The sequence below is a fragment of the Bacillus sp. XT-2 genome (genome assembly GCF_025696525.1).
GTDB lineage: Bacteria > Bacillota > Bacilli > Bacillales > Bacillaceae > Bacillus > Bacillus halotolerans.
Genome location: NZ_JAHVOC010000001.1, coordinates 762,806 through 781,560, shown reverse-complemented (window position 1 = coordinate 781,560; position 18,755 = coordinate 762,806). Strand labels below are relative to the sequence as shown.

At 44.0% G+C, this 18,755-nt stretch carries 22 protein-coding genes; 1 reads left to right on the top strand and 21 read right to left on the bottom strand.

Translation table 11 applies throughout. The annotated features are described in order from the left end of the window. Positions 1 to 97: 97 nt before the first annotated feature. The 14 genes from aspB to KXD37_RS04210 all read right to left on the bottom strand — a co-directional run bounded on the left by aspB (position 98) and on the right by KXD37_RS04210 (position 12,930). Entirely contained in the window at positions 98 to 1,279 is a 1,182-nt protein-coding gene (aspB, locus tag KXD37_RS04275; RefSeq protein WP_185848880.1) for an aspartate transaminase AspB, read from the bottom strand. 22 nt (positions 1,280 to 1,301) lie between these two features. After that, the gene (gene tseB / locus KXD37_RS04270; protein WP_024121839.1) at positions 1,302 to 1,787 is read right to left on the bottom strand and encodes a cell wall elongation/penicillin-binding protein regulator TseB; all 486 of its coding nucleotides are present in this window, start codon (positions 1,785 to 1,787) and stop codon (positions 1,302 to 1,304) included. 8 nt (positions 1,788 to 1,795) lie between these two features. Beyond that, positions 1,796 to 1,966 (bottom strand): YpmA family protein, encoded by a 171-nt coding sequence (locus KXD37_RS04265; RefSeq protein ID WP_003225588.1) that lies wholly within the window; start codon positions 1,964 to 1,966, stop codon positions 1,796 to 1,798. Positions 1,967 to 2,108: 142 nt separating this feature from the next. Continuing rightward, positions 2,109 to 4,904 carry an ATP-dependent DNA helicase DinG gene (gene dinG, locus KXD37_RS04260; protein WP_263463252.1) on the bottom strand — a complete coding sequence of 932 codons (2,796 nt, stop codon included), beginning with the start codon at positions 4,902 to 4,904 and terminating at the stop codon, positions 2,109 to 2,111. Between the two features lie 125 nt (positions 4,905 to 5,029). Continuing rightward, the gene (gene panD / locus KXD37_RS04255) at positions 5,030 to 5,413 is read right to left on the bottom strand and encodes an aspartate 1-decarboxylase (protein WP_101864651.1); all 384 of its coding nucleotides are present in this window, start codon (positions 5,411 to 5,413) and stop codon (positions 5,030 to 5,032) included. Between the two features lie 2 nt (positions 5,414 to 5,415). Next, entirely contained in the window at positions 5,416 to 6,276 is an 861-nt protein-coding gene (gene panC, locus KXD37_RS04250; protein WP_106020017.1) for a pantoate--beta-alanine ligase, read from the bottom strand. A 1-nt stretch (position 6,277) separates the two neighbouring features. Next, the gene (panB, locus tag KXD37_RS04245) at positions 6,278 to 7,111 is read right to left on the bottom strand and encodes a 3-methyl-2-oxobutanoate hydroxymethyltransferase (protein ID WP_024121843.1); all 834 of its coding nucleotides are present in this window, start codon (positions 7,109 to 7,111) and stop codon (positions 6,278 to 6,280) included. A gap of 240 nt (positions 7,112 to 7,351) precedes the next feature. Next, positions 7,352 to 8,335, bottom strand: a complete 984-nt coding sequence (locus KXD37_RS04240; protein ID WP_263463251.1) for a biotin--[acetyl-CoA-carboxylase] ligase — start codon at positions 8,333 to 8,335, stop codon at positions 7,352 to 7,354. Then, complete coding sequence (locus KXD37_RS04235) at positions 8,320 to 9,513, bottom strand: CCA tRNA nucleotidyltransferase (protein ID WP_254517683.1); 1,194 nt, start codon at positions 9,511 to 9,513, stop codon at positions 8,320 to 8,322. The genes KXD37_RS04240 and KXD37_RS04235 overlap by 16 nt, the downstream gene beginning before the upstream one ends. A gap of 4 nt (positions 9,514 to 9,517) precedes the next feature. Then, positions 9,518 to 10,651: an N-acetyl-alpha-D-glucosaminyl L-malate synthase BshA gene (gene bshA, locus KXD37_RS04230; protein WP_263463250.1), complete on the bottom strand. Its 1,134-nt coding sequence runs from the start codon at positions 10,649 to 10,651 to the stop codon at positions 9,518 to 9,520. Then, entirely contained in the window at positions 10,648 to 11,358 is a 711-nt protein-coding gene (gene bshB1, locus KXD37_RS04225; RefSeq protein ID WP_127696827.1) for a bacillithiol biosynthesis deacetylase BshB1, read from the bottom strand. The genes bshA and bshB1 overlap by 4 nt, the downstream gene beginning before the upstream one ends. Then, on the bottom strand, positions 11,351 to 11,764 hold the full coding sequence (gene mgsA, locus KXD37_RS04220) for a methylglyoxal synthase (RefSeq protein ID WP_044155160.1): 414 nt from the start codon (positions 11,762 to 11,764) through the stop codon (positions 11,351 to 11,353). Before mgsA ends, bshB1 begins: the two co-directional genes overlap by 8 nt. Before the next feature lie 15 nt (positions 11,765 to 11,779). Next, positions 11,780 to 12,583 (bottom strand): 4-hydroxy-tetrahydrodipicolinate reductase, encoded by an 804-nt coding sequence (dapB, locus tag KXD37_RS04215; RefSeq protein WP_263463249.1) that lies wholly within the window; start codon positions 12,581 to 12,583, stop codon positions 11,780 to 11,782. Between the two features lie 11 nt (positions 12,584 to 12,594). Next, positions 12,595 to 12,930 carry a nucleotide pyrophosphohydrolase gene (locus KXD37_RS04210; RefSeq protein ID WP_106020022.1) on the bottom strand — a complete coding sequence of 112 codons (336 nt, stop codon included), beginning with the start codon at positions 12,928 to 12,930 and terminating at the stop codon, positions 12,595 to 12,597. A 139-nt stretch (positions 12,931 to 13,069) separates the two neighbouring features. Here KXD37_RS04210 and KXD37_RS04205 point away from each other — a divergent pair, with 139 nt between their 5' ends. Next, on the top strand, positions 13,070 to 13,942 hold the full coding sequence (locus tag KXD37_RS04205) for a YitT family protein (RefSeq protein WP_044155146.1): 873 nt from the start codon (positions 13,070 to 13,072) through the stop codon (positions 13,940 to 13,942). Positions 13,943 to 13,985: 43 nt separating this feature from the next. On the opposite strand, the gene ypjB is transcribed toward KXD37_RS04205, so the two are convergent. The 7 genes from ypjB to KXD37_RS04170 form a co-directional block, all read right to left on the bottom strand. Beyond that, positions 13,986 to 14,780, bottom strand: coding sequence for a sporulation protein YpjB (gene ypjB / locus KXD37_RS04200; RefSeq protein WP_101860373.1), 795 nt, complete (start codon positions 14,778 to 14,780; stop codon positions 13,986 to 13,988). Between the two features lie 68 nt (positions 14,781 to 14,848). Beyond that, complete coding sequence (locus KXD37_RS04195) at positions 14,849 to 15,442, bottom strand: DUF1405 domain-containing protein (RefSeq protein WP_185848879.1); 594 nt, start codon at positions 15,440 to 15,442, stop codon at positions 14,849 to 14,851. A gap of 110 nt (positions 15,443 to 15,552) precedes the next feature. Continuing rightward, the gene (locus KXD37_RS04190) at positions 15,553 to 16,320 is read right to left on the bottom strand and encodes a menaquinol-cytochrome c reductase cytochrome b/c subunit (RefSeq protein ID WP_010334724.1); all 768 of its coding nucleotides are present in this window, start codon (positions 16,318 to 16,320) and stop codon (positions 15,553 to 15,555) included. A 32-nt stretch (positions 16,321 to 16,352) separates the two neighbouring features. After that, the gene (gene qcrB, locus KXD37_RS04185; RefSeq protein WP_003225560.1) at positions 16,353 to 17,027 is read right to left on the bottom strand and encodes a menaquinol-cytochrome c reductase cytochrome b subunit; all 675 of its coding nucleotides are present in this window, start codon (positions 17,025 to 17,027) and stop codon (positions 16,353 to 16,355) included. Position 17,028: 1 nt separating this feature from the next. Further along, positions 17,029 to 17,532 carry a ubiquinol-cytochrome c reductase iron-sulfur subunit gene (locus KXD37_RS04180; protein WP_010334725.1) on the bottom strand — a complete coding sequence of 168 codons (504 nt, stop codon included), beginning with the start codon at positions 17,530 to 17,532 and terminating at the stop codon, positions 17,029 to 17,031. 143 nt (positions 17,533 to 17,675) lie between these two features. Further along, complete coding sequence (locus KXD37_RS04175) at positions 17,676 to 18,122, bottom strand: YpiF family protein (protein WP_101860372.1); 447 nt, start codon at positions 18,120 to 18,122, stop codon at positions 17,676 to 17,678. A 58-nt stretch (positions 18,123 to 18,180) separates the two neighbouring features. After that, positions 18,181 to 18,720 carry a ReoY family proteolytic degradation factor gene (locus KXD37_RS04170; protein ID WP_003225551.1) on the bottom strand — a complete coding sequence of 180 codons (540 nt, stop codon included), beginning with the start codon at positions 18,718 to 18,720 and terminating at the stop codon, positions 18,181 to 18,183. Positions 18,721 to 18,755 lie beyond the last annotated feature (35 nt).

Below are 18,755 nucleotides of genomic sequence, written 5' to 3'. Positions count from 1 at the left end.
CCGCGAACTCTTTTATCATCACTTTATTATACCCGGTCTTAACTGACCGGGTCAATGCAGATAAAAAGCGGCTTTTTGTCAGCCGCTTTCTGATCCGTTAGCTATGTTTTTCTACAAAACGTTTGATTCGTTCCACCGCTTTTTCTAGAAGGTCTAATGATGTCGCGTAGGACAACCGGACATTATCAGGAGAGCCGAATCCGGAACCTGGAACAATCGCGACTTTTTCTTCTTCAAGAAGCGCCTTGACAAATTCATCTACATCTTTGAAACCGCAAGTTTGAGCTGCTTTTTTTGCATTCGGAAATAAGTAAAAAGCACCTTCCGGCTTCACGCAGCTGAAGCCCGGGATTTCAACGAGCTGATCATAAATCGTGTTTAATCTATGCTCAAATGCTTTTCTCATCTCCTCCATTGGCTCAGAAGGTCCGTTGTATGCGGCAATCGCTCCGTATTGTGCAATAGATGTCGGATTTGACGTGCTGTGGCTTGCAAGGTTTGTCATCGCTTTGATGATCTCTTCTGCTCCAGCCGCATAACCGATTCTCCAGCCTGTCATGCTGTGTGATTTTGATACGCCGTTGATGACGATCGTTTGCTCTTTCAAACGGTCAGACAGCTGTGCGATGGAAACGTGTTTTTTTCCGCCGTATGTAAGTTTTTCATAAATTTCGTCAGATACTATCAGGATGTCATGATCAAGGCATACATCGCCAAGCGCGGCCAGCTCTTCTTCCGTATACATAACGCCAGTCGGATTGCTTGGTGAATTAATAACGATTGCTTTTGTTTTTTCTGTAATCGCTTTTTTCAGCTGCTCAGGAGAAATTTTAAAGTGATTTTCCTCAAGCCCTTCCACATAAACAGGCTGACCGCCAGCGAGTTTCACCTGTTCCGGATAGCTTACCCAGTACGGCGTTGGGATAATCACTTCATCTCCTTCATCCAAAATCACTTGGAAAAGGGTATACAGTGCATGTTTGGCACCAGTACAGACAATCAATTGAGACGGTTTGTATTCAATATTCTGGTCACGTTTAAATTTCTCTGCAATGCTGTTCTTTAATTCAGCCAAACCGCCTGAAGGCGTATATTTCGTATGTCCTTCGTTCATTGAGCGTACAGCTGCATCAATAATGTGCTGCGGTGTATTGAAGTCGGGTTCGCCCGCTCCAAGGCCGATGACATCATGGCCTGCCGCTTTCAGTTCTTTCGCTTTCGCTGTAATGGCTAGTGTGGTAGACGGTGTTAATGCGGATACTCTTTTTGCCAGTTTCAACTTGAACTCCCCCTAATTCGTCTTAAGGCGTGATATTTTTGAGAATCTTTCCAGTTGTAAAGTCCACATAACTTAAACTGTATTGTCCTTCTTTGTCTAAGTACGTTACTTCCCAAAGCAGGACGTTCCCTTCTCTTGCCAGGTGAACCTCTTTTTGCTTTGAAACCAACCCTTCATCTTGTATGATTTTCGCCGCTTTGTCCTCGGTGATTCCCTCTTTTGCTTCTTTTGAGAGAATTTTTGCTTTTTTATCTTCAGGAACCCATACATATAATTTGATGCCTTTTTTGTCAGTTCCCTTTACGATATAATATTTTTCTTTTCCGACAAATGTTTCGACTTGATCAACGCTGGTGAGGTCGGTTTCTTTTTTCGCTTCAGCAGCTGCTGCTTCGTGCCCCTTTTCCTTTTGTGCCATGGCTGATTTATAAATGTTTGCCGAGACAAGAAGTACTGCTAAAAAAATAATACCAAATATGGCGGTAAATATTAATGCTTTTTTTCTCATCTTCTCACCTACGTACGATAAATGGTAAAAACGGCTTGGTTTTTGTTTTCTTCATCAAGCGCAAGACCGAACATCAGATTATCTCTTTTCAGTGTCCGATTCAGCGTGTCTACAATTTTATAAAGGTCATCCGAATGCTCTACATTAATTGTTGAAAGAATTTCGATTTTGCTTTCCATTTTTTCATCCTCCAAATTGAACAAATATTGTTAGTCATACTCCTTTTCAGGACGCGCCATACTAGTACCACAGAGCGGAAAAACCGCTTTTACAAATAAAACACGTCCTACTCCCACACCGGAAAGCCGCTTTATGCGGCTTTTATTCACTTTTTCCGGCAACATAAGCTTCAATCTCACTGTCAGTCACTTCAGATATTGCGGACGTCGGCAGAGCGTCAAGAAACAGGCGCCCGTAACCAGCGGTTTTGACCCGTCTGTCTAATATGACAATCGTTCCTTTGTCTCCGGCTGTCCGGAGCAAGCGCCCAATTCCTTGTCTGAACGTCAGCACCGCTTCCGGCAGTGAGACCGTTTGAAACGGATTGCGCCCTTTTTTCCTCGCCAACTCACATTTTGCAGCGTGCAGCGGATGATCCGGAGCCCGGAAAGGAAGTCTCACGATGATCACTGTCGTCAGCTCATCACCAGGGAAATCAACGCCTTCCCAAAAATGATTCGTTCCAAGCAAAATGGCCTGATTGGCTGTTTTGAACGTTTTCATCAGTTTTCCGGGACTGCCGCCGGTTATGCCCTGAGCCAAAAGCTGAATGCCTGAAACACTCATGGCGAGCTTGAGTTCCTGATGCACTTTTTTCAGCATGTCATGAGACGTAAACAGCACAAGGATTTTCGGCTGTTTTTCTTTTGCCATCAGTTCGATATAACGTGCGGTATCCTGTATAAATTCAGTCTGCCCCGTATCTTGGATCGATTTTATTTCTTTTGGAATCATTACCTGCATCCGCTCATCATAAGAAAAAGGCGACGCGATCCTCATTGTGCGGGGGAAAAAGTCGCTTAACCCCAAACGCTCAATGATAAATTGAAACGAATTTTCTATCGTTAGGGTTGCAGATGTAAGAACGACACTGTTTTTCCGGGCAAAAAACTGATCAGCAAGAAGCTCGCCCGGTTCCAGCGGCTGCGCATATATAGCTACTGCATTCTTCGCACCTTTAGCATCTATCTCAATCCAAACCGCTTCATTGTCATCTGAGCCAAAGAACAGCTGATTTAGAGTCTGGCAGTACTCCCCCAAATCATTCATGCTTCTATTATATTCATCGGCCAAAAAAGCATTTTTGCTTTTCATAACCGTCAGATGTTCTTCCATCAGAGCCGTCTGGGTCTCAAAAAGCTGCTGCAAATGCGCCAGCATAGAACAAAGCCTTTCCGCTCCATCTGTTAAAATAGGCCATCCTTTATCGTGACTTTTTTTGTTCACGTTAAAGACAAGACGGTTTAAGTCTTCTTTAGGTTTTCTTCGTTTGACAAAAGAATGCACAGAGCTGAAAAACGCATCACTTTCCGCCTGAATATGCTGAATCCACTCCTCCACTTCGAAAAATGAATCCACCGGCAGGCTGTGGCGCTGAAAAAGCTGTCTCATTTTTTTCAGAAGCCCCTGCTCTTTCAGCGTTCCGATTCTGCTCAATTTTGTATGCAGTTCTATGTAAGTTGCTCTTTTTCCTAAATGTTCGCTTGCGGCACGTTCAAAATGGTGTGCTTCATCAATGACAAAAGTCCCGCTATCCGGGAGTCTTTTTTTCCGGCTTGCCTCATCGGTAAGCAGAAGAGAATGATTCGTAATCACCAGGTCAGACCGCATCGCACTTTGTTTGGCCCGTTCATAAAAACCAATCACTTGATCCCTCTGTTTTCGTTTATAAGAATGATCATCATATGCCAATCTGTCCCACAGCAGTTTTCCGCCTGACGGCAAATTCAGTTCTGCTACATCTCCCGTGTTTGTCTCTGTCAGCCAAACAAGAAGCTGGGCTTTTGTCAAAACGGCATCATAGTTATCGTCTTCCTCATGAAGCACCTGCTCAAACTTATAAAGGCACAGATAATGCGTTTGCCCTTTTAAAATAGCCGCAGTCACCGAAAAAGGGAACATATCTTTGATGATCGGCAAATCCTTCGTCAAAATCTGCTGCTGAAGAAGGGTTGAATACGTGCTGATGACGACCGGCTTTTTTGACTTTTTAGCAAAAAGCGCAGCCGGAATCAGGTAGCCGATCGTTTTTCCGATTCCCGGAGCAGCTTCAATCAGCGCGTGTTCACGATTGGCAAAGGCCTCAGCCACTTCTTTCATCATCAGCATTTGGCCTTCTCTTTTTTCGTACTGGGGCATGAACTCAGAGAGCGCTTTTTCATTTCCTGCTGCCCAATTTTCTATCTCAAATAGAAATTCTTCATCTTCTTTGAGACGTTCAATCACAGGTTCAGGTTCTCTGACAGAAAAAGATGAAAAACGCGTAAAGCCTGGCATATCTGTATGTCTGTTTTCATAAATGAACATATCTAACAAATGCGTCAGATCACTGATAAAATGCTGTGACAGCCTTCTTAACTGCTTTAATGTCGGGTAAGGAAGCTGCCTTAGCTTTTCAAGAATTTCCAAAAAAATAAGTCCTGTGACTTCAGCGTCGCTGTCAGCTCGATGCGGCTGATCATGCCGCAGCTGAAGCTCTTCGCTTAATTCAGTCAGCTTATATCCCTCAAATCCCGGAAATGCGATACGGGAGAGCTCAACAGTATCCAGCACTTCACAATCTGGGAGCTGGAAACCCGCTTTATGTAACTCATGCTTCACAAACCCGAGGTCAAAATGGATATTGTGGGCGACAAAGTAAGCGCCGTCAAGCAAATGAAACACTTCTTCAGCCACTGCTTTAAACGGCGGCTGATTTTCTACCATTTGGTTCGTGATTCCCGTAAGCTGTTCAATAAAAACCGGAATGGATTTATTTGGATTAATATATTTTGAAAACCGCTCAGTAATTTGTCCATTTTCAATTACAACCGCTGCGATTTGAATGATTTTATCGCCCTTTTTTGGCGAATTCCCTGTTGTTTCTACATCTATAACAACGAACCGTTGCTTATTCATTAAAATGGACACCTCAATTCTTGCATACGACAAAAGTGTAACACGTTTTGTACGGAAATGGAGCGGCAAAACCGTTTTACGCTGAAAATCTTAAACGAAAACCCCCGTTAAAGGGGGCGGTATATCTACAAAATGGTGCTGGCAGGTTCTTGTCCAAGCATTTGTTCAATTTTGTTTTGGTCATTCAAAACGGCAACTTTCGGCTGATGGCTTGCCGCTTCTTGATCAGACATCATTTTGTAAGAAATAATAATAACCTTATCGCCTTCCTGTACAAGACGTGCGGCTGCTCCGTTTAAACAGATGACTCCGCTCCCGCGCTGACCGGGAATAATGTACGTTTCCAGGCGTGCTCCATTGTTATTATTCACAATTTGCACTTTTTCATTAGGAAGCATTCCTACCGCATCAATCAGATCTTCATCAATTGTAATGCTGCCCACATAGTTAAGATTTGCTTCTGTAACCGTTGCCCTATGGAGCTTTCCGCTCATCATCGTGCGATACATCATTATATTCTCTCCATTTCTCGAATATCAATAATGATATTGTCTATTAAACGCGCTTTTGAAAATGCAACTGCTACAGCCAGAATAATCTTTCCTTCGAGCTTGTTCACAGGCTCAAGTTCCGGATAAGAATATAGCTCAACATAATCAATTCTGCCGCTTGTCGTTTCAATGATGTCTTTTGCAGCATTGATGACCGTTTCAGGATTTCTCTCACCTGCTCTGATCAGCTCGGCACTCGTCTGAAGGGCTTGGTAAAGCTTAGGCGCTTCTCTTCTTTCCTCAGCCGTTAAATACACATTCCGGGAGCTTTTGGCTAACCCGTCTTCCTCTCTGACCGTATCTACAGCAACCAGTTCAATATCCATGAAGAAATCACTGATTAAACCATCAACAACTGCCACCTGCTGCGCATCCTTTAAACCAAAATAAGCGCGTGTCGGTTTAACAAGATTGAACAGCTTCGTCAGCACGATGGCAACTCCGTCAAAGTGTCCTTCTCTTGAACGCCCGCATAAAACATCTGTACGTCTCTCAACATGTATCGTTATATTTTTTTCACCGGGATACATGTCACGGGCATCAGGAGTGAAAAGAATATCAACGCCGGCATTTTCCGCAAGAGCGGCATCACGTTCAAGATCGCGCGGATACGCTTCAAAATCCTCCCCGGGACCGAATTGCGTCGGATTCACAAAAATACTCATAACGACGGCGTCATTTTCTTGTCTGGCTTTGTCTGCCAAGGTTAAATGCCCTTCATGAAGAAATCCCATCGTCGGAACAAATCCGATTGTTTTGCCTTCTGACTGATATTGTGTAATGATTTCTTTCAGCTGTGAGATATCTGTAATCTGCTTCATCTTATTTTCCTCCGTACAAGCCTTCCAGGACTGCCTGATTCATCTGAAAGGAATGCTTTTGTTCAGGGAAAGCACGATGTCTTACATCATGGACATATCCACTGATTGCTGTTTCTATAGTGCCGTCAATTTGCGTATATTGTTTCACAAATTTAGGTGTTCTAACAACACCATGGCCAATAACATCGTGATAAACAAGAACCTGTCCGTCCGCTTTTACACCAGCTCCGATTCCAATGACAGGAATGGATAATGTTTCTGCGATTTTTGCCGTGAGTTCTGCAGGCACACATTCAAGCACAAGCATCATGGCTCCCGCTTCCTCACATTTTATACTGTCTTCTATTAATTTCTTAGCGCTTTGTTCATCTTTGCCCTGTACTTTATATCCGCCTAATACACCGACTGATTGCGGTGTCAGCCCTAAATGACTGACAACAGGAATGCCACCGAGCGTCAAGGCGCGGATGGATTCAAACACCCCTTCACCGCCTTCCAGCTTCAGCGCGTCGGCTCCGCTTTCCTGAACGATAGCTGCGGCATTTTTCAGCGTATCCTCTTTAGACAAGTGATAGGACATAAACGGCATGTCGGTTACGATAAATGTATTTGGCGCACCTCTTTTGACCGCTTTCGTATGATGGATCATGTCAGCAACTGTCACGCCGACAGTTGAATCAAGGCCTAGCACGACCATTCCTAGTGAATCGCCGACTAAAATCATATCCACTCCCGCTTGCTCAGCAAGCTTGGCTGCCGGATAATCGTATGCCGTCAGCATGACAATCGGTTCTTCATTTTCTTTCATTTTTAAGAAATCAAGTTTTGTTTTCACTTTTTCTCCTCCTCATTTTTAGAGGAGATGAGCTGCCGTTTCTTATACAAGCCAAAAAACCTTCCGCTACACGAGAAGGATTCTTCACTTTCTAAAGTTCGGCGAGTTTCATCCCTCTGTCCCAGTCCTTTTTGGATCAAGGCAGACTGCTGCAATGTCTATCTATTTTTTATGAATAGGTGCAGTTCGCAGGCGATACTGCCCAATGGAAGTATATCAAAATCAACAGGTTTGTACCAACTACAATGAACCCATTTCGATATCTGCCGAATAGATTTTTTTTATGCCTTCCTTTGTTTCTAAAAGAAGAACACCCTCTTCGTCTATTCCTAAAGCTTTCCCATAAAATGTTCCGTTTAGCGTTCTTGCTCTTAATTCACTGCCGATCCCAAGCGCATAGCTTTCCCACAGAAGTTTAATCGGCGTGAAACCATACGCTAAATAATCGCGGTACCGTTTTTCAAAAGAAAGCAAAATATGCTGCATGACGCTGGCCCGATCTATTTTTTCACCGGCTGCCTGACTAAGGCTCGTTGCGGTTTCTTTTAGCTCCTCGGGAAAATCATCGGCCTCTTGATTGACGTTTATGCCTGTTCCGATAATGACTGAACGGACGCGGTCTTCTTCCGCCTGCATTTCAGTTAAGATGCCGACTGCTTTTTTTCCATGAATTAATATGTCATTAGGCCATTTAATATCCGTTTGGAGACCTGTTGCCTCCTCTATTCCTTGCACAACAGCTACCGCAGCAAGAAGCGTAAGCTGAGGTGTTTTTTGAAGCGGAATGTCTGGACGCAAAATCAGGCTCATCCAGATGCCTGTTCCTTCTTGAGAATGCCACACCCTTGACATACGCCCTCTGCCGGCTGTTTGTTTATCTGCGACAACGAGAGTGCCCTCCGGCGCGTTATCATTAGCAAGCTCATGAGCCTTTTTTTGAGTGGATGAAAGGACGTCATGATAAAAAAGATGCTGGCCCATCACTTCTGTTTTCAGCCCAAACCGAATTTCACTTTCACTGAGTTTTCCAGGCTTTTTGATAAGCCGATACCCTTTTCTTCTGACAGCTTCCACTTCATAGCCTTCTTTGCGAAGCTCCTCAATATGCTTCCATACAGCTGTTCTCGAGCAGCCGAGAGCATCACTGATTTTTTGGCCGGAAATAAATTCGCTTCCGGCCTGAGAAAATAATTCAATAAGATCGTTTCTTAAGGTTGATCGCATGTCTTCAGCCACTCCTCTATGTGTTCCTTCTGATTGGAGAGCTTTCCCGTTACAACAGCCTGCTCTATCCGCTGTAATTCTTCAGACACCCATTTTCCAGCGGGCTGGTTTCGCAGTGCAAGTAAGTCCCGCCCTGTGATGGCAAGATCCTTCAGACTTTTGATGGGCAGGCTTTGATAAGCTTCTCTAACTTCCTTCAGTCTCTCGCCGTTCAGCTGCTTGGTTTGCCGGAGCATTGATATTTTGACCGCGGATAAAAGCGCTTTTTCACCAGCCTTGTACATGGACATAGCGTCATGGCTCTGGCCAAACGTATCGGCAATGTGAGCGGCTTCCTTCATCACTTTTCCAGGGAGCTTCCAGGCTTTCAGGAAAAGCATCGCTTCTTTCAAGTCTATCTGAAGATCAATTAAAAGCGCTGCCCAAAGCTCCTCACGAGAAGCGAGAAGAGAAAACGGAAACTCACTCGCCGTCAGCAGGTTCTCTCGTTTGTGATAAAAACCGGGCAGTTCTTCATAAAGCCCCGTATGTACAAGCATTTGAATGGCCTCTTGGGACGCTTTTCCCAGTAAAAGCTTCTCAAACTCTATTGTTTTCCGTTCGACTGACACATGAGACAAAAGTGTTTTCTCTTTTATGATCGCTTCTTCTGTTTCTTTCGAAAGCGTAAATCCGAGCTGGCTCATAAATCGCACCGCTCTCAGCATGCGAAGCGCATCCTCCTGAAAGCGGTCCTCCGGTTTTCCAACCGTTCGAATCAGCTGCTGATCAATGTCTTTCTTGCCGCCAAAATAATCAAGAACTTGACCGTCAGCTGTCATGGCCATCGCATTAATCGTCAAATCCCTGCGTTTCAAATCCTCTTCTAATGAGGTGATAAAGTGCACTTCTGACGGTCTTCTGTAATCTTCATAATCTGATTCAGTCCGGAATGTAGTGACTTCATAGGTATCATCTTCCCAGAGCACGATAATGGTCCCGTGCTCTTTGCCGACATCAACTGTCCGCTTAAAAAGCCGTTCTACTTGGTCCGGTGCCGCATCTGTCGCAATATCGACATCTCCAATTGTTCGTTTCATATAGCTGTCACGAACTGCGCCTCCGACAAAGTAAGCTTGGTGGCCTGCTTCAATTAATGTGCGGAGCACGGGAAGTGCTTTAATAAAAACTTGTTCCATGTCATCACTCCGGTTCTGCTAAATCGGCATATATCTGTTCATACTGGCTGACAATCTTTTGTGACGAAAATTCATTATTGAGCATTTCCATGGCCGCTTCGGTAAACCGCTTGCTCAGCTGTTCGTCTTCTAAAATGCGAACCGCTTTGGCTGAAGCGGCTTCGACATCGCCGACATCCACCAAAAACCCGCTCACATTGTTTTTTATCACTTCAGGGATACCGCCAATATTCGTTCCGATGCAAGGCACTCCGCATGCCATCGCTTCAAGCAGGACAAGGCCAAAACTTTCTTTTTCAGACAGCAGCAGCTTCAAATCACTGATTGAGTAAAGCTCCTCGACACGGTCTTGATTTCCAAGCATCAGTACTTGTTTTTCCAGCCCATATTTTGTGACAAGCTCACAGGCCACTGATTTCTCAGGACCGTCTCCGACTAAGAGCAGTTTTGCTTTTGTTTTGCCGGCTATATTGCGAAACACCTGGATGACATCCTGCACACGTTTGACCTTTCTGAAGTTGGACACATGGATCACGACTTTTTCATCCGGCAGTATGCCGTGTTTCTCTTTAATGGCCGCTGTGTTTTTCTTAAGATATACACGTTCATCTATGAAATTATAAATCGTTTCTATTTTTTTCTCCGGCTTAATTAAATCGTACGTTTCAGCAGCAAGAGCTGATGAGACCGCTGTCACCCTGTCTGAAGCCTCTATCGCAAAACGGATAAGATCTTTTAAGGATGGATCGTAGCCTAATACTGTAATATCCGTTCCATGCAAAGTTGTTACGATGCCGATATTCCGTTTCAGCATCTGCTTTGCGAGATAAGCGCAAACCGCATGCGGCAGAGCGTAGTGAGCGTGGATGATGTCTAAATTCTCCCGTTCTGCAACCTCAGCGATTTTGCTTGCCAATGTTAAATCATACGGCGGATATTTAAAAACGGCATATTGGTTAACTTCAACTTCATGAAAGTGAATATTAGGATGGTATGTATTTAATCTAAACGGGATGCTCGATGTTATAAAATGGATTTCATGACCCTTTTCAGCAAGCTGTTTCCCGAGTTCTGTCGCAATGATACCTGAGCCGCCGACGCTCGGATAGCATGTAATGCCTATCTTTAACTTTTTCATTGTTCGCCCCCAAGCACATCATGATCCAGCATCAGCATCCGATTGGAAAAGAAGCCCTCGGCGTACCCTACACCCGCTTCTTTGCCGTACAGCTTTTCTCTTGCTTCAATGATCTCGATATAACCGTTCGTCAATGGTGTTGAAACAGAATTCTGTGACGGTACAAACTGGCTTTTGTAGGCATTGAGGCTTTTCTTTTTATCCTCTATTGTATCCGAGATATCAATAACAAAATCAGGCTGATGAAAACCATTTATCATATAATAGTAGACCTTACTTACTTTATGCGCAGGCAGGCTGTTTTCATCTTTATATTTATGAATTCCTGCTGAAAAGATCGCTTCTTCTACCAGTGCGGCAGCATTGCCGTGATCCGGATGACGATCCTTTTTATATGGCATAAACACCGCTTTCGGCCGGCAGGTTCTAATGACTGTGACAATCGCCCGAATCGCCTCACCACTCATCATCAGCCCGCGGTCAGGGAGCGTCAGCTGAATTCTTTTGTCCACACCTAATATACGGGCTGCTTCGGCCGCTTCTTCTTTTCGCAAACTGACTGTTCCGTTTGAAGACAACTCCGCTTCAGTCAAGTCGCATATCACGGTTTTTTTTCCCTGTTTGACAAGCTTTGCTATTGTGCCGCCCATACCGATCTCGACATCATCACTATGGGCGCCAAAAGCAAGAACGTCAGCATTATACATGAGGTTCTTCTCCCCGAAGAAGATTGCGGAATTCAAAAACGCCTTCATCAAGTGTGCGAACAAGTATTTCTGCAGTTCCCATATTGGTGGCAAGCGGAATCGAATAAACATCACATAAACGGATTAATGCCGAGACATCCGGTTCATGCGGCTGTGCGGTCAGCGGGTCGCGCAAAAAGATAACTAGGTCAAGTGCGTTAGCGGCAATTAACGCGCCGATTTGCTGGTCTCCGCCTAAAGGGCCGGATTGAAAACGCTGAATTTGAAGGCCGGTTGCCTCTTGAATTTTCAATCCCGTTGTTCCCGTTGCATATAGATCATGATGACTCAAAATCTCCTGATAAGCGGTTGTAAATTGGATCATATCCTGTTTCTTCTTGTCATGCGCGATCAAAGCAATTTTCATCATTTATCCCCCTGTCTAATCAATGATATTTTCCAATCCGTAGACAAGCTGATCAATCTTCATGACTTGTTCTACAGACAGTTTTACACCGGACATGAAGGAAGCACGGTTATAAGAATCGTGACGGATCTGCAGCGTTTGGCCGTCCATGCCGAACATCACTTCCTGATGGGCGATCAACCCTGGAAGACGAACACTGTGCAGACGGATTCCGTTTAGCTCCGCACCTCTTGCTCCTGGGAGAATTTCTTTTTCATCTGGATGTCCTTGCTGTTTTTCTTTTCGAACCTCAGAAATCATTTCAGCGGTTTTGAGAGCCGTTCCGCTTGGCGCGTCAAGCTTCTGATCATGGTGAAGCTCAATAATCTCAACATCATCGAAGTAATTGGCAGCCATTTTTGAGAATTTCATCATGAGTAACGCACCCAATGCAAAATTTGGAGCGATGATAGCCCCGATCCCTTTTTCTTCTGTCAGAGATGTAAGTTCTTTCAAATCAGCTTCAGAAAAACCGGTCGTACCCACTACAGGGCGGACACCGTGTTCTAATGCAACTTTTGTATGTACTTTCCCGATTTCGGGTGTAGTTAAATCAATCAATACATCTGGTTTTGTTTCTGTAAAGCAGGCATGGATATCTGTGTAAATAAGAGCATCAGACTCAACAGACATCACATCAGATAATTTGTGCTGATCGTATGTATGGTCAACTGCTCCGACTAGGTCAAAATGAGGTGTTTTTTCCGCCAATTTAACAGCTTCTTGCCCCATTCTTCCCCGCGGTCCTGCAATGACTACTTTAATTGTTTCGTTTGACATCTTGATCTCCTCTACTTTCCTTCTTCTTTTCTTGTCCAGCGTTCTTTATCTCTTGTATTAAATTTATGCATGACTCGGTCGTGGGCTTCCTCTAATGAAATATCAAGTGAATTGGCTAAACAAACCAATACAAACAGCACATCGCCCATTTCCTCTTCCATGCTTTTATCATCTTCAGTCGCTTTTTTTGGTTTTTCTCCATAACGATGATTGACTTCCCTTGCAAGCTCGCCCAGTTCTTCGGTTAATCTTGCCATCATGGCAAGCGGGCTGAAATACCCTTCTTTAAATTGGCCGATGTAGCGGTCCACCTCAGCCTGTATATCTTTCATTGTTTTATCACTCACTGCACGAAACCTCCTATCATCCTCTTACATGTTAGCTAATTCGGATACGTTTGACAAATGTTTAAGCACGTTTGCTGTTTTCTTTTGCATCCACTATAATATAAACGCTATCTAATGGAAGGAAAAGGGGTTTTGTGTGATGCTTGGAGAAATTAGATTAAAAAACATATTTTTTATTTTAATCGGTGCAGCAATTTTTTCATTTGGCCTGGTTCATTTCAATATGCAAAACAATCTGGCAGAGGGTGGATTCACGGGAATTACGCTATTGCTTTATGCCCTTTTCCATATTAGTCCTTCTATTTCAAACCTGGTTTTGAATATCCCGATCTTTTTTATCGGCTGGCGTTTGCTGGGCAAGACAATGTTTGTATACACCCTAGTCGGTACTGTAGCACTGTCTTTATTCCTCAGCATTTTTCAGCGATATGAAATACATATGCCCCTTCAGCATGATCTTGCGCTTGCCGCTTTATTTGCCGGCGTATTCATTGGAGCCGGCTTAGGCATTATTTTTAAGTTCGGCGGTACGACGGGCGGGGTTGATATCATTGCCCGTTTGGTCAATAAGTATTTTGGGATACCGATGGGCCGAACGATGTTTGCTTTCGATGCTTGCGTGATCATTTTATCATTGCTTACCTATCTCTCTTACAAAGAAGCCATGTACACATTGGTTGCCGTATTTGTGGCGGCAAGACTGATTGATTTTATCCAGGAAGGCGGATACGCAGCTAAAGGTGCAACAATCATCTCTGCGAAAAACGACCAGATTCAGAAGAAAATTCTTGAGGAAATGGAACGGGGCGTTACCATTTTGAAAGGACAGGGATCCTACACGAAAGAGGATCTAGACGTGCTGTATTGTGTAGTGCCTAAAAACGAACTGGTCATGCTGAAAAGTGTGATCAACTCCATTGACCCTCATGCCTTTGTCGCGGTCAGCGATGTCCACGATGTGCTTGGAGAAGGATTTACACTCGATGAAAATAAAAATCCGCTCCCGCGCTAATGTTTTTTTGATAACAAAAGGCGGCTGCCGCCGCCCCTCTTACTCATTTTGGATAATCCCGCTTTTTTAGTTTCTTTTTCTCCGCTCTGTATTTTCTGTAACCGACATAAGTAAGTGCAGTAATGATGATACCGCCTGTAGTGATCATCACCCATAACAAAGACGGATCTGCATCATCCTCTTCCACCCTGTCAAATACACTCTTCAGATCGTTCTGGAGTAGGGAAAGCCGTTCAAGCTTCGTACTCTCGGTCATTTGCTGAAACCCCTCTTGCTCAATCACTTCAATATGTTTTCCGACTGTATCAAGCTGATCTTCTGATATATCGATTGTAAGACTTGGATAAATCAAATCATACAAGCTGATAAATTCGTTCCACTTTTCATGAAAGCTCGTACTTTCATTTTTTTGGACATCCTGCTTAAGTGCGGCAAAGACCTCCATAATCGGCTTCTCCAGTGACCCCCAAAGGGGATCAGACTGATTGTCAACAGCATCCATCAGCATTCTGAACTGCGCGGCTGCTCTGAGCTTTTGTGTGTCTGATGCATCAGCCTGTTTTAAACTCCGTACCATATCGTTATAGCCCAAAGTAATTTGGCGAATTTGGGCTCCAGTTAACATGCTGTCTTGCTTCTGTTTTTCAGCGGATTTTAATGTTTTTTCAAAATAAGATAAGACTTGTAACGCCTCTTCATATTTCGACTGGCGGGTCATTTGAAAAACCGTATCGGATAAATCATTCAATTCCTTGAGGCTTCCCCGCTCTTCAGCCTTGGCATTCCCATTATAAAAAATAAGAGCAATCAACAAACAGATCGTCAGCTTTCGTTTCATGCAGGTCCCTCCCACTCTCTCTCCTTACAGAATATGAAGGAAAGGACAAGGATAGACCAAGATTGTCTTTACGTCAGTTGAAGCTTTGTTTGCTTTTTCGAAATGACGAGATAGAAGGCAAGTCCGATTGAAAAGATGCTCAGCCAAAACGTTCCGTATCCTATGTCAGTCATATATTCAGAAAGCATGGAGTATTGCGGCATCATCCCAAACAGGTAATCAATGACATCATTATGAAGCGTCCAGACCGCAGCGATAACAAGATGCCATAATGAAAATCGAAAATACGGGCTGTACAGCACCCCCTGGACAGCCATTGCAAAATGCGAGGCAATCAGCATATAGCCTTCCCATGGCAAATCACCCGTTACAGCCAATACGAGAAGATTCATGGCGACCGCCCACAAGCCATATTTCACGAGCGTCACTAACGCAAGCGCTTCAAAAAGCGGAGCATTCCGCTTCATGAGAAAGGCCAGCAGCACAAACAAAAAGAAAAACGTTGCTGTCGGGCTGTCCGGAACAAAGATGAGGAAACGGGCCGGCGTCTCCAAAAGCTGAGGCAAGTACCAATAGTATCCGTAAACCGTCCCCAGAAAATTGATCGCTAAGACAAGAATAAGCATCGTTCGCTGTCCTAATACATATTGAAACCATTTCACATCAAATCAACTCTCAGTCTGTAAAAATAATGTGTCCATATAAAAAAGCTGACGCCTGGTCAGCTTTTGATAATAAAAGTATATCCTTCCGTTTCGCAATTCACAATACGTTATTTTGCCGTTGTTTCGGAAATGAATTTCGCAAGTTCTTCAAGCTGCTTATCATTTCCTTTGAACACACCTGCCGGCATTTGGCCTTTTCCTTCAACAGCGATCTTTTTGATTTCTTCCGGCTTCAGTCCGGTGTCTACCAATGAAGGCCCGGCCGCTCCGCCTTGAAGATTATCCCCGTGACATGAAATACAGCCCTGCTCCTGAAAAATTTTATATCCTTCGGCACTGGTATCGATATCCGCTTCTTTTGTGATTTTCCCCTGCTCCTCTGCTTTTGCCCAGTCGTGAGTAGCTACGGACTGCCAGGTCAAAAATACAGCCGCGGAAATAGCCAAGAGCATCATCCCGACAGCCACGGGACGCTTCCAAGGCCTTCTTTCCGTTCCCCTGTCGAGAAATGGTGCCAAAAGCAGAGCGCCAAAGGCAATCCCCGGCATAATCATAGCGCCGACCACCGTAAAGCTCCCAGCGGCGTATTCATATTTCAAAAGCTGATATAAGAAAAGAAAATACCAGTCCGGCAGCGGAATATAACCTGTATCCGTCGGGTCCGCCATCCGCTCCAAAGGCGGCTGGTGTACAATCGTCAAAACAAGAAAACCGATCAGAAAGACAGCTCCGACCATCCATTCCTTCAATAGGAAATTTGGCCAGAAGGCTTCTGTTTTACCGGGATACTCTGAGTAATCCTTCGGTATATTCGGCTTTTTCTCAGCCGGTATCCTTGAGTCTCCTACAAATTTCATCCCTTTGCCCCGGTGCATGTCATCCCCTCCCTTTTATTCGCAGATCAAGTTTAAAGCGGTCCTGAAATCCCCTGCTTGCGGATCATAATAAAGTGTGCGGCCATCAATCCAAACAAGGCGGCAGGAAGAAAGAATACATGGATCGCAAAAAACCTAGTCAGCGTTTGGGCGCCTACAATATCCGGATGCCCTGCCAGGAGTGTTTTGACTTGCGTCCCGATCAAAGGAGTGGCTTCAGCGATCTGCAGCCCGACTTTTGTGGCAAACAGAGCCTTCATATCCCAAGGTAGCAAGTAGCCTGTAAACCCAAGCCCAAGCATGACAAAAAAGATTAACACACCGACTATCCAGTTCAGTTCCCGCGGCTTTTTATACGCCCCTTGGAAAAAGACCCTCAGCGTATGTAAAAACATCATCACAATGACCAAGCTGGCGCCCCAATGGTGCATTCCCCTGACAATCTGGCCGAATGCAACTTCATTTTGCAAATAATATACCGATTCCCAGGCATTTTTAATATCAGGCACATAGTACATCGTTAAAAACATCCCAGACAACACTTGGATAACGGTTACAAAAAACGTCAGTCCCCCAAAACAGTACACAAACGCAGAGAAATGGTGGGCGGGATTCACATGTTCCGGCACTTCGTGATCGGCAATATCCCTCCACATCGGTGTAATATCAAGCCGTTCATCTACCCAGTCATAAATTTTGTTCAGCATGTCACCCTTCCCCCTTAGGCTTTGCTTTTCCAAGATACAGGAAGCCGTCTTTAACTTCTTGCTCGTAATGATCAAGAGGCGCAAGCGGCGGCGTGCCCGGGACATTGGTGCCGTCTTTTTCATAGAGTCCGTAGTGGCAAGGACAGAAAAATTTATTCGGATTTTTAGGATCGCTGTTCCAGTTCACCGTACACCCCAAATGCTTACAAATTGGTGAAAGTGCTACAATCTCATCCCCATTTTTGAAAACCCAAGCTGATCTCGATTCTTCCGACTCATACCAGGCATCGACTTGATTAATTTTGAAATCAAAGCGCTGCGGCTCTTTTGTCAGCTCATCTACGCTGACAACCTGAACCATGTCCTGCTTTCCTGTCGATTTTAATACCGGGTCGAGTGCAAAGCGAACCATAGGCATGAGCATACTAGCCGCCATAAACCCCCCTACGCCTGTAAGCGTATAATTTAAAAATTGACGTCTCGATATATCATGTCTTCCGCCCATCTCTTCTCCCCCCCCTCAAGGTCAACCCTGCAAACTGACTAAAATAGAAAATATTTCACAACTCTAGACACCCTCATAATATATGAATCTCTCAGCAAGGTCAATATAGCCAAAATATTGTTTATAAGGAAATGTAAGTGTTTTTACGAGGCGTTCCATAACTGTAACAAAACGTTCAAAATTTCAGCTGTTCGTTCATCTAATATTTTTCTTTTTATGGAGTCATTTAAGTGCTCTAACGGAACAGAAGGCGCAACAATCATCTTCCCCAATGACTCTTCGCAACTCCAATGATCATCAGCTGTCAGCAGTACAACATGCTGAAAATCTGATTTGACCTCCTCCTGTAAATCTTTCAGCCCTTGAACGGTATTTTCATTTCTATCAACATATGTATAAGCAGGCAATAAATATACCCGTCCTTTTAACTGCCTTTCCAATTCATCAGCTAGAAGCTGCGTAAATTCGCCTCTTTCAGCTGCTATTTTTAATTGGCTCCCCATTTTTATGTTAATTAATGGTATGACAGCGGTATCAATGTAATCTTTAGATTGTAAATAGTCCTTAGCATCAGGCATTTTCCACCTCATCATCGTTCTCCCCTTTTTACGACAACAAGCCTTGCATTACACTGCAAGGCTGGTCATGTTATGTGAGCTGATTCAATTGGCGCGATAATTGTTCAAATGCTTCTTTATCGTGACGATCAAGCGCATCGTCAATGTCTTTTAATAATTTTTCTCTTTGGAATGTAGAAATGGCGTGCTCCAGGATTTGTTCAGCCAGCCCCTGATCTTTTTTGTTTTCAAACAGATCTTTCGGAATGTGAGGGTTGGACTCCAGCACCGCCGCATACTCAGGAGAACTGTAGGCTGAACGGAAATTAAGCTGGATAAACAAATCCTGCTGTTTATTTAATCTAATATCATGAAAAGATTTTTCCGCGTCGGTTGTCATGACATTCTCTTTATAAAACCGAAACGGAACTTCTTCAACACAATGTGTTGACATTATAATGCCTCTAGGGCAAAATTCTGCCTGCTCTACAAAATGAACCTTTTCCATTAAAGAATCGTGGCTCATTAAGTAGTTCAAGATCCATACGCACTCTCTGCGCTTTAGCTGATAATGGTTTAAAAACCAACGGATAAAATCCTTTTTCTCATTGACAGAAACAGGGGTCTGCATGTAATTCCCTCCTCTATCGTTCGTATAATCTATAC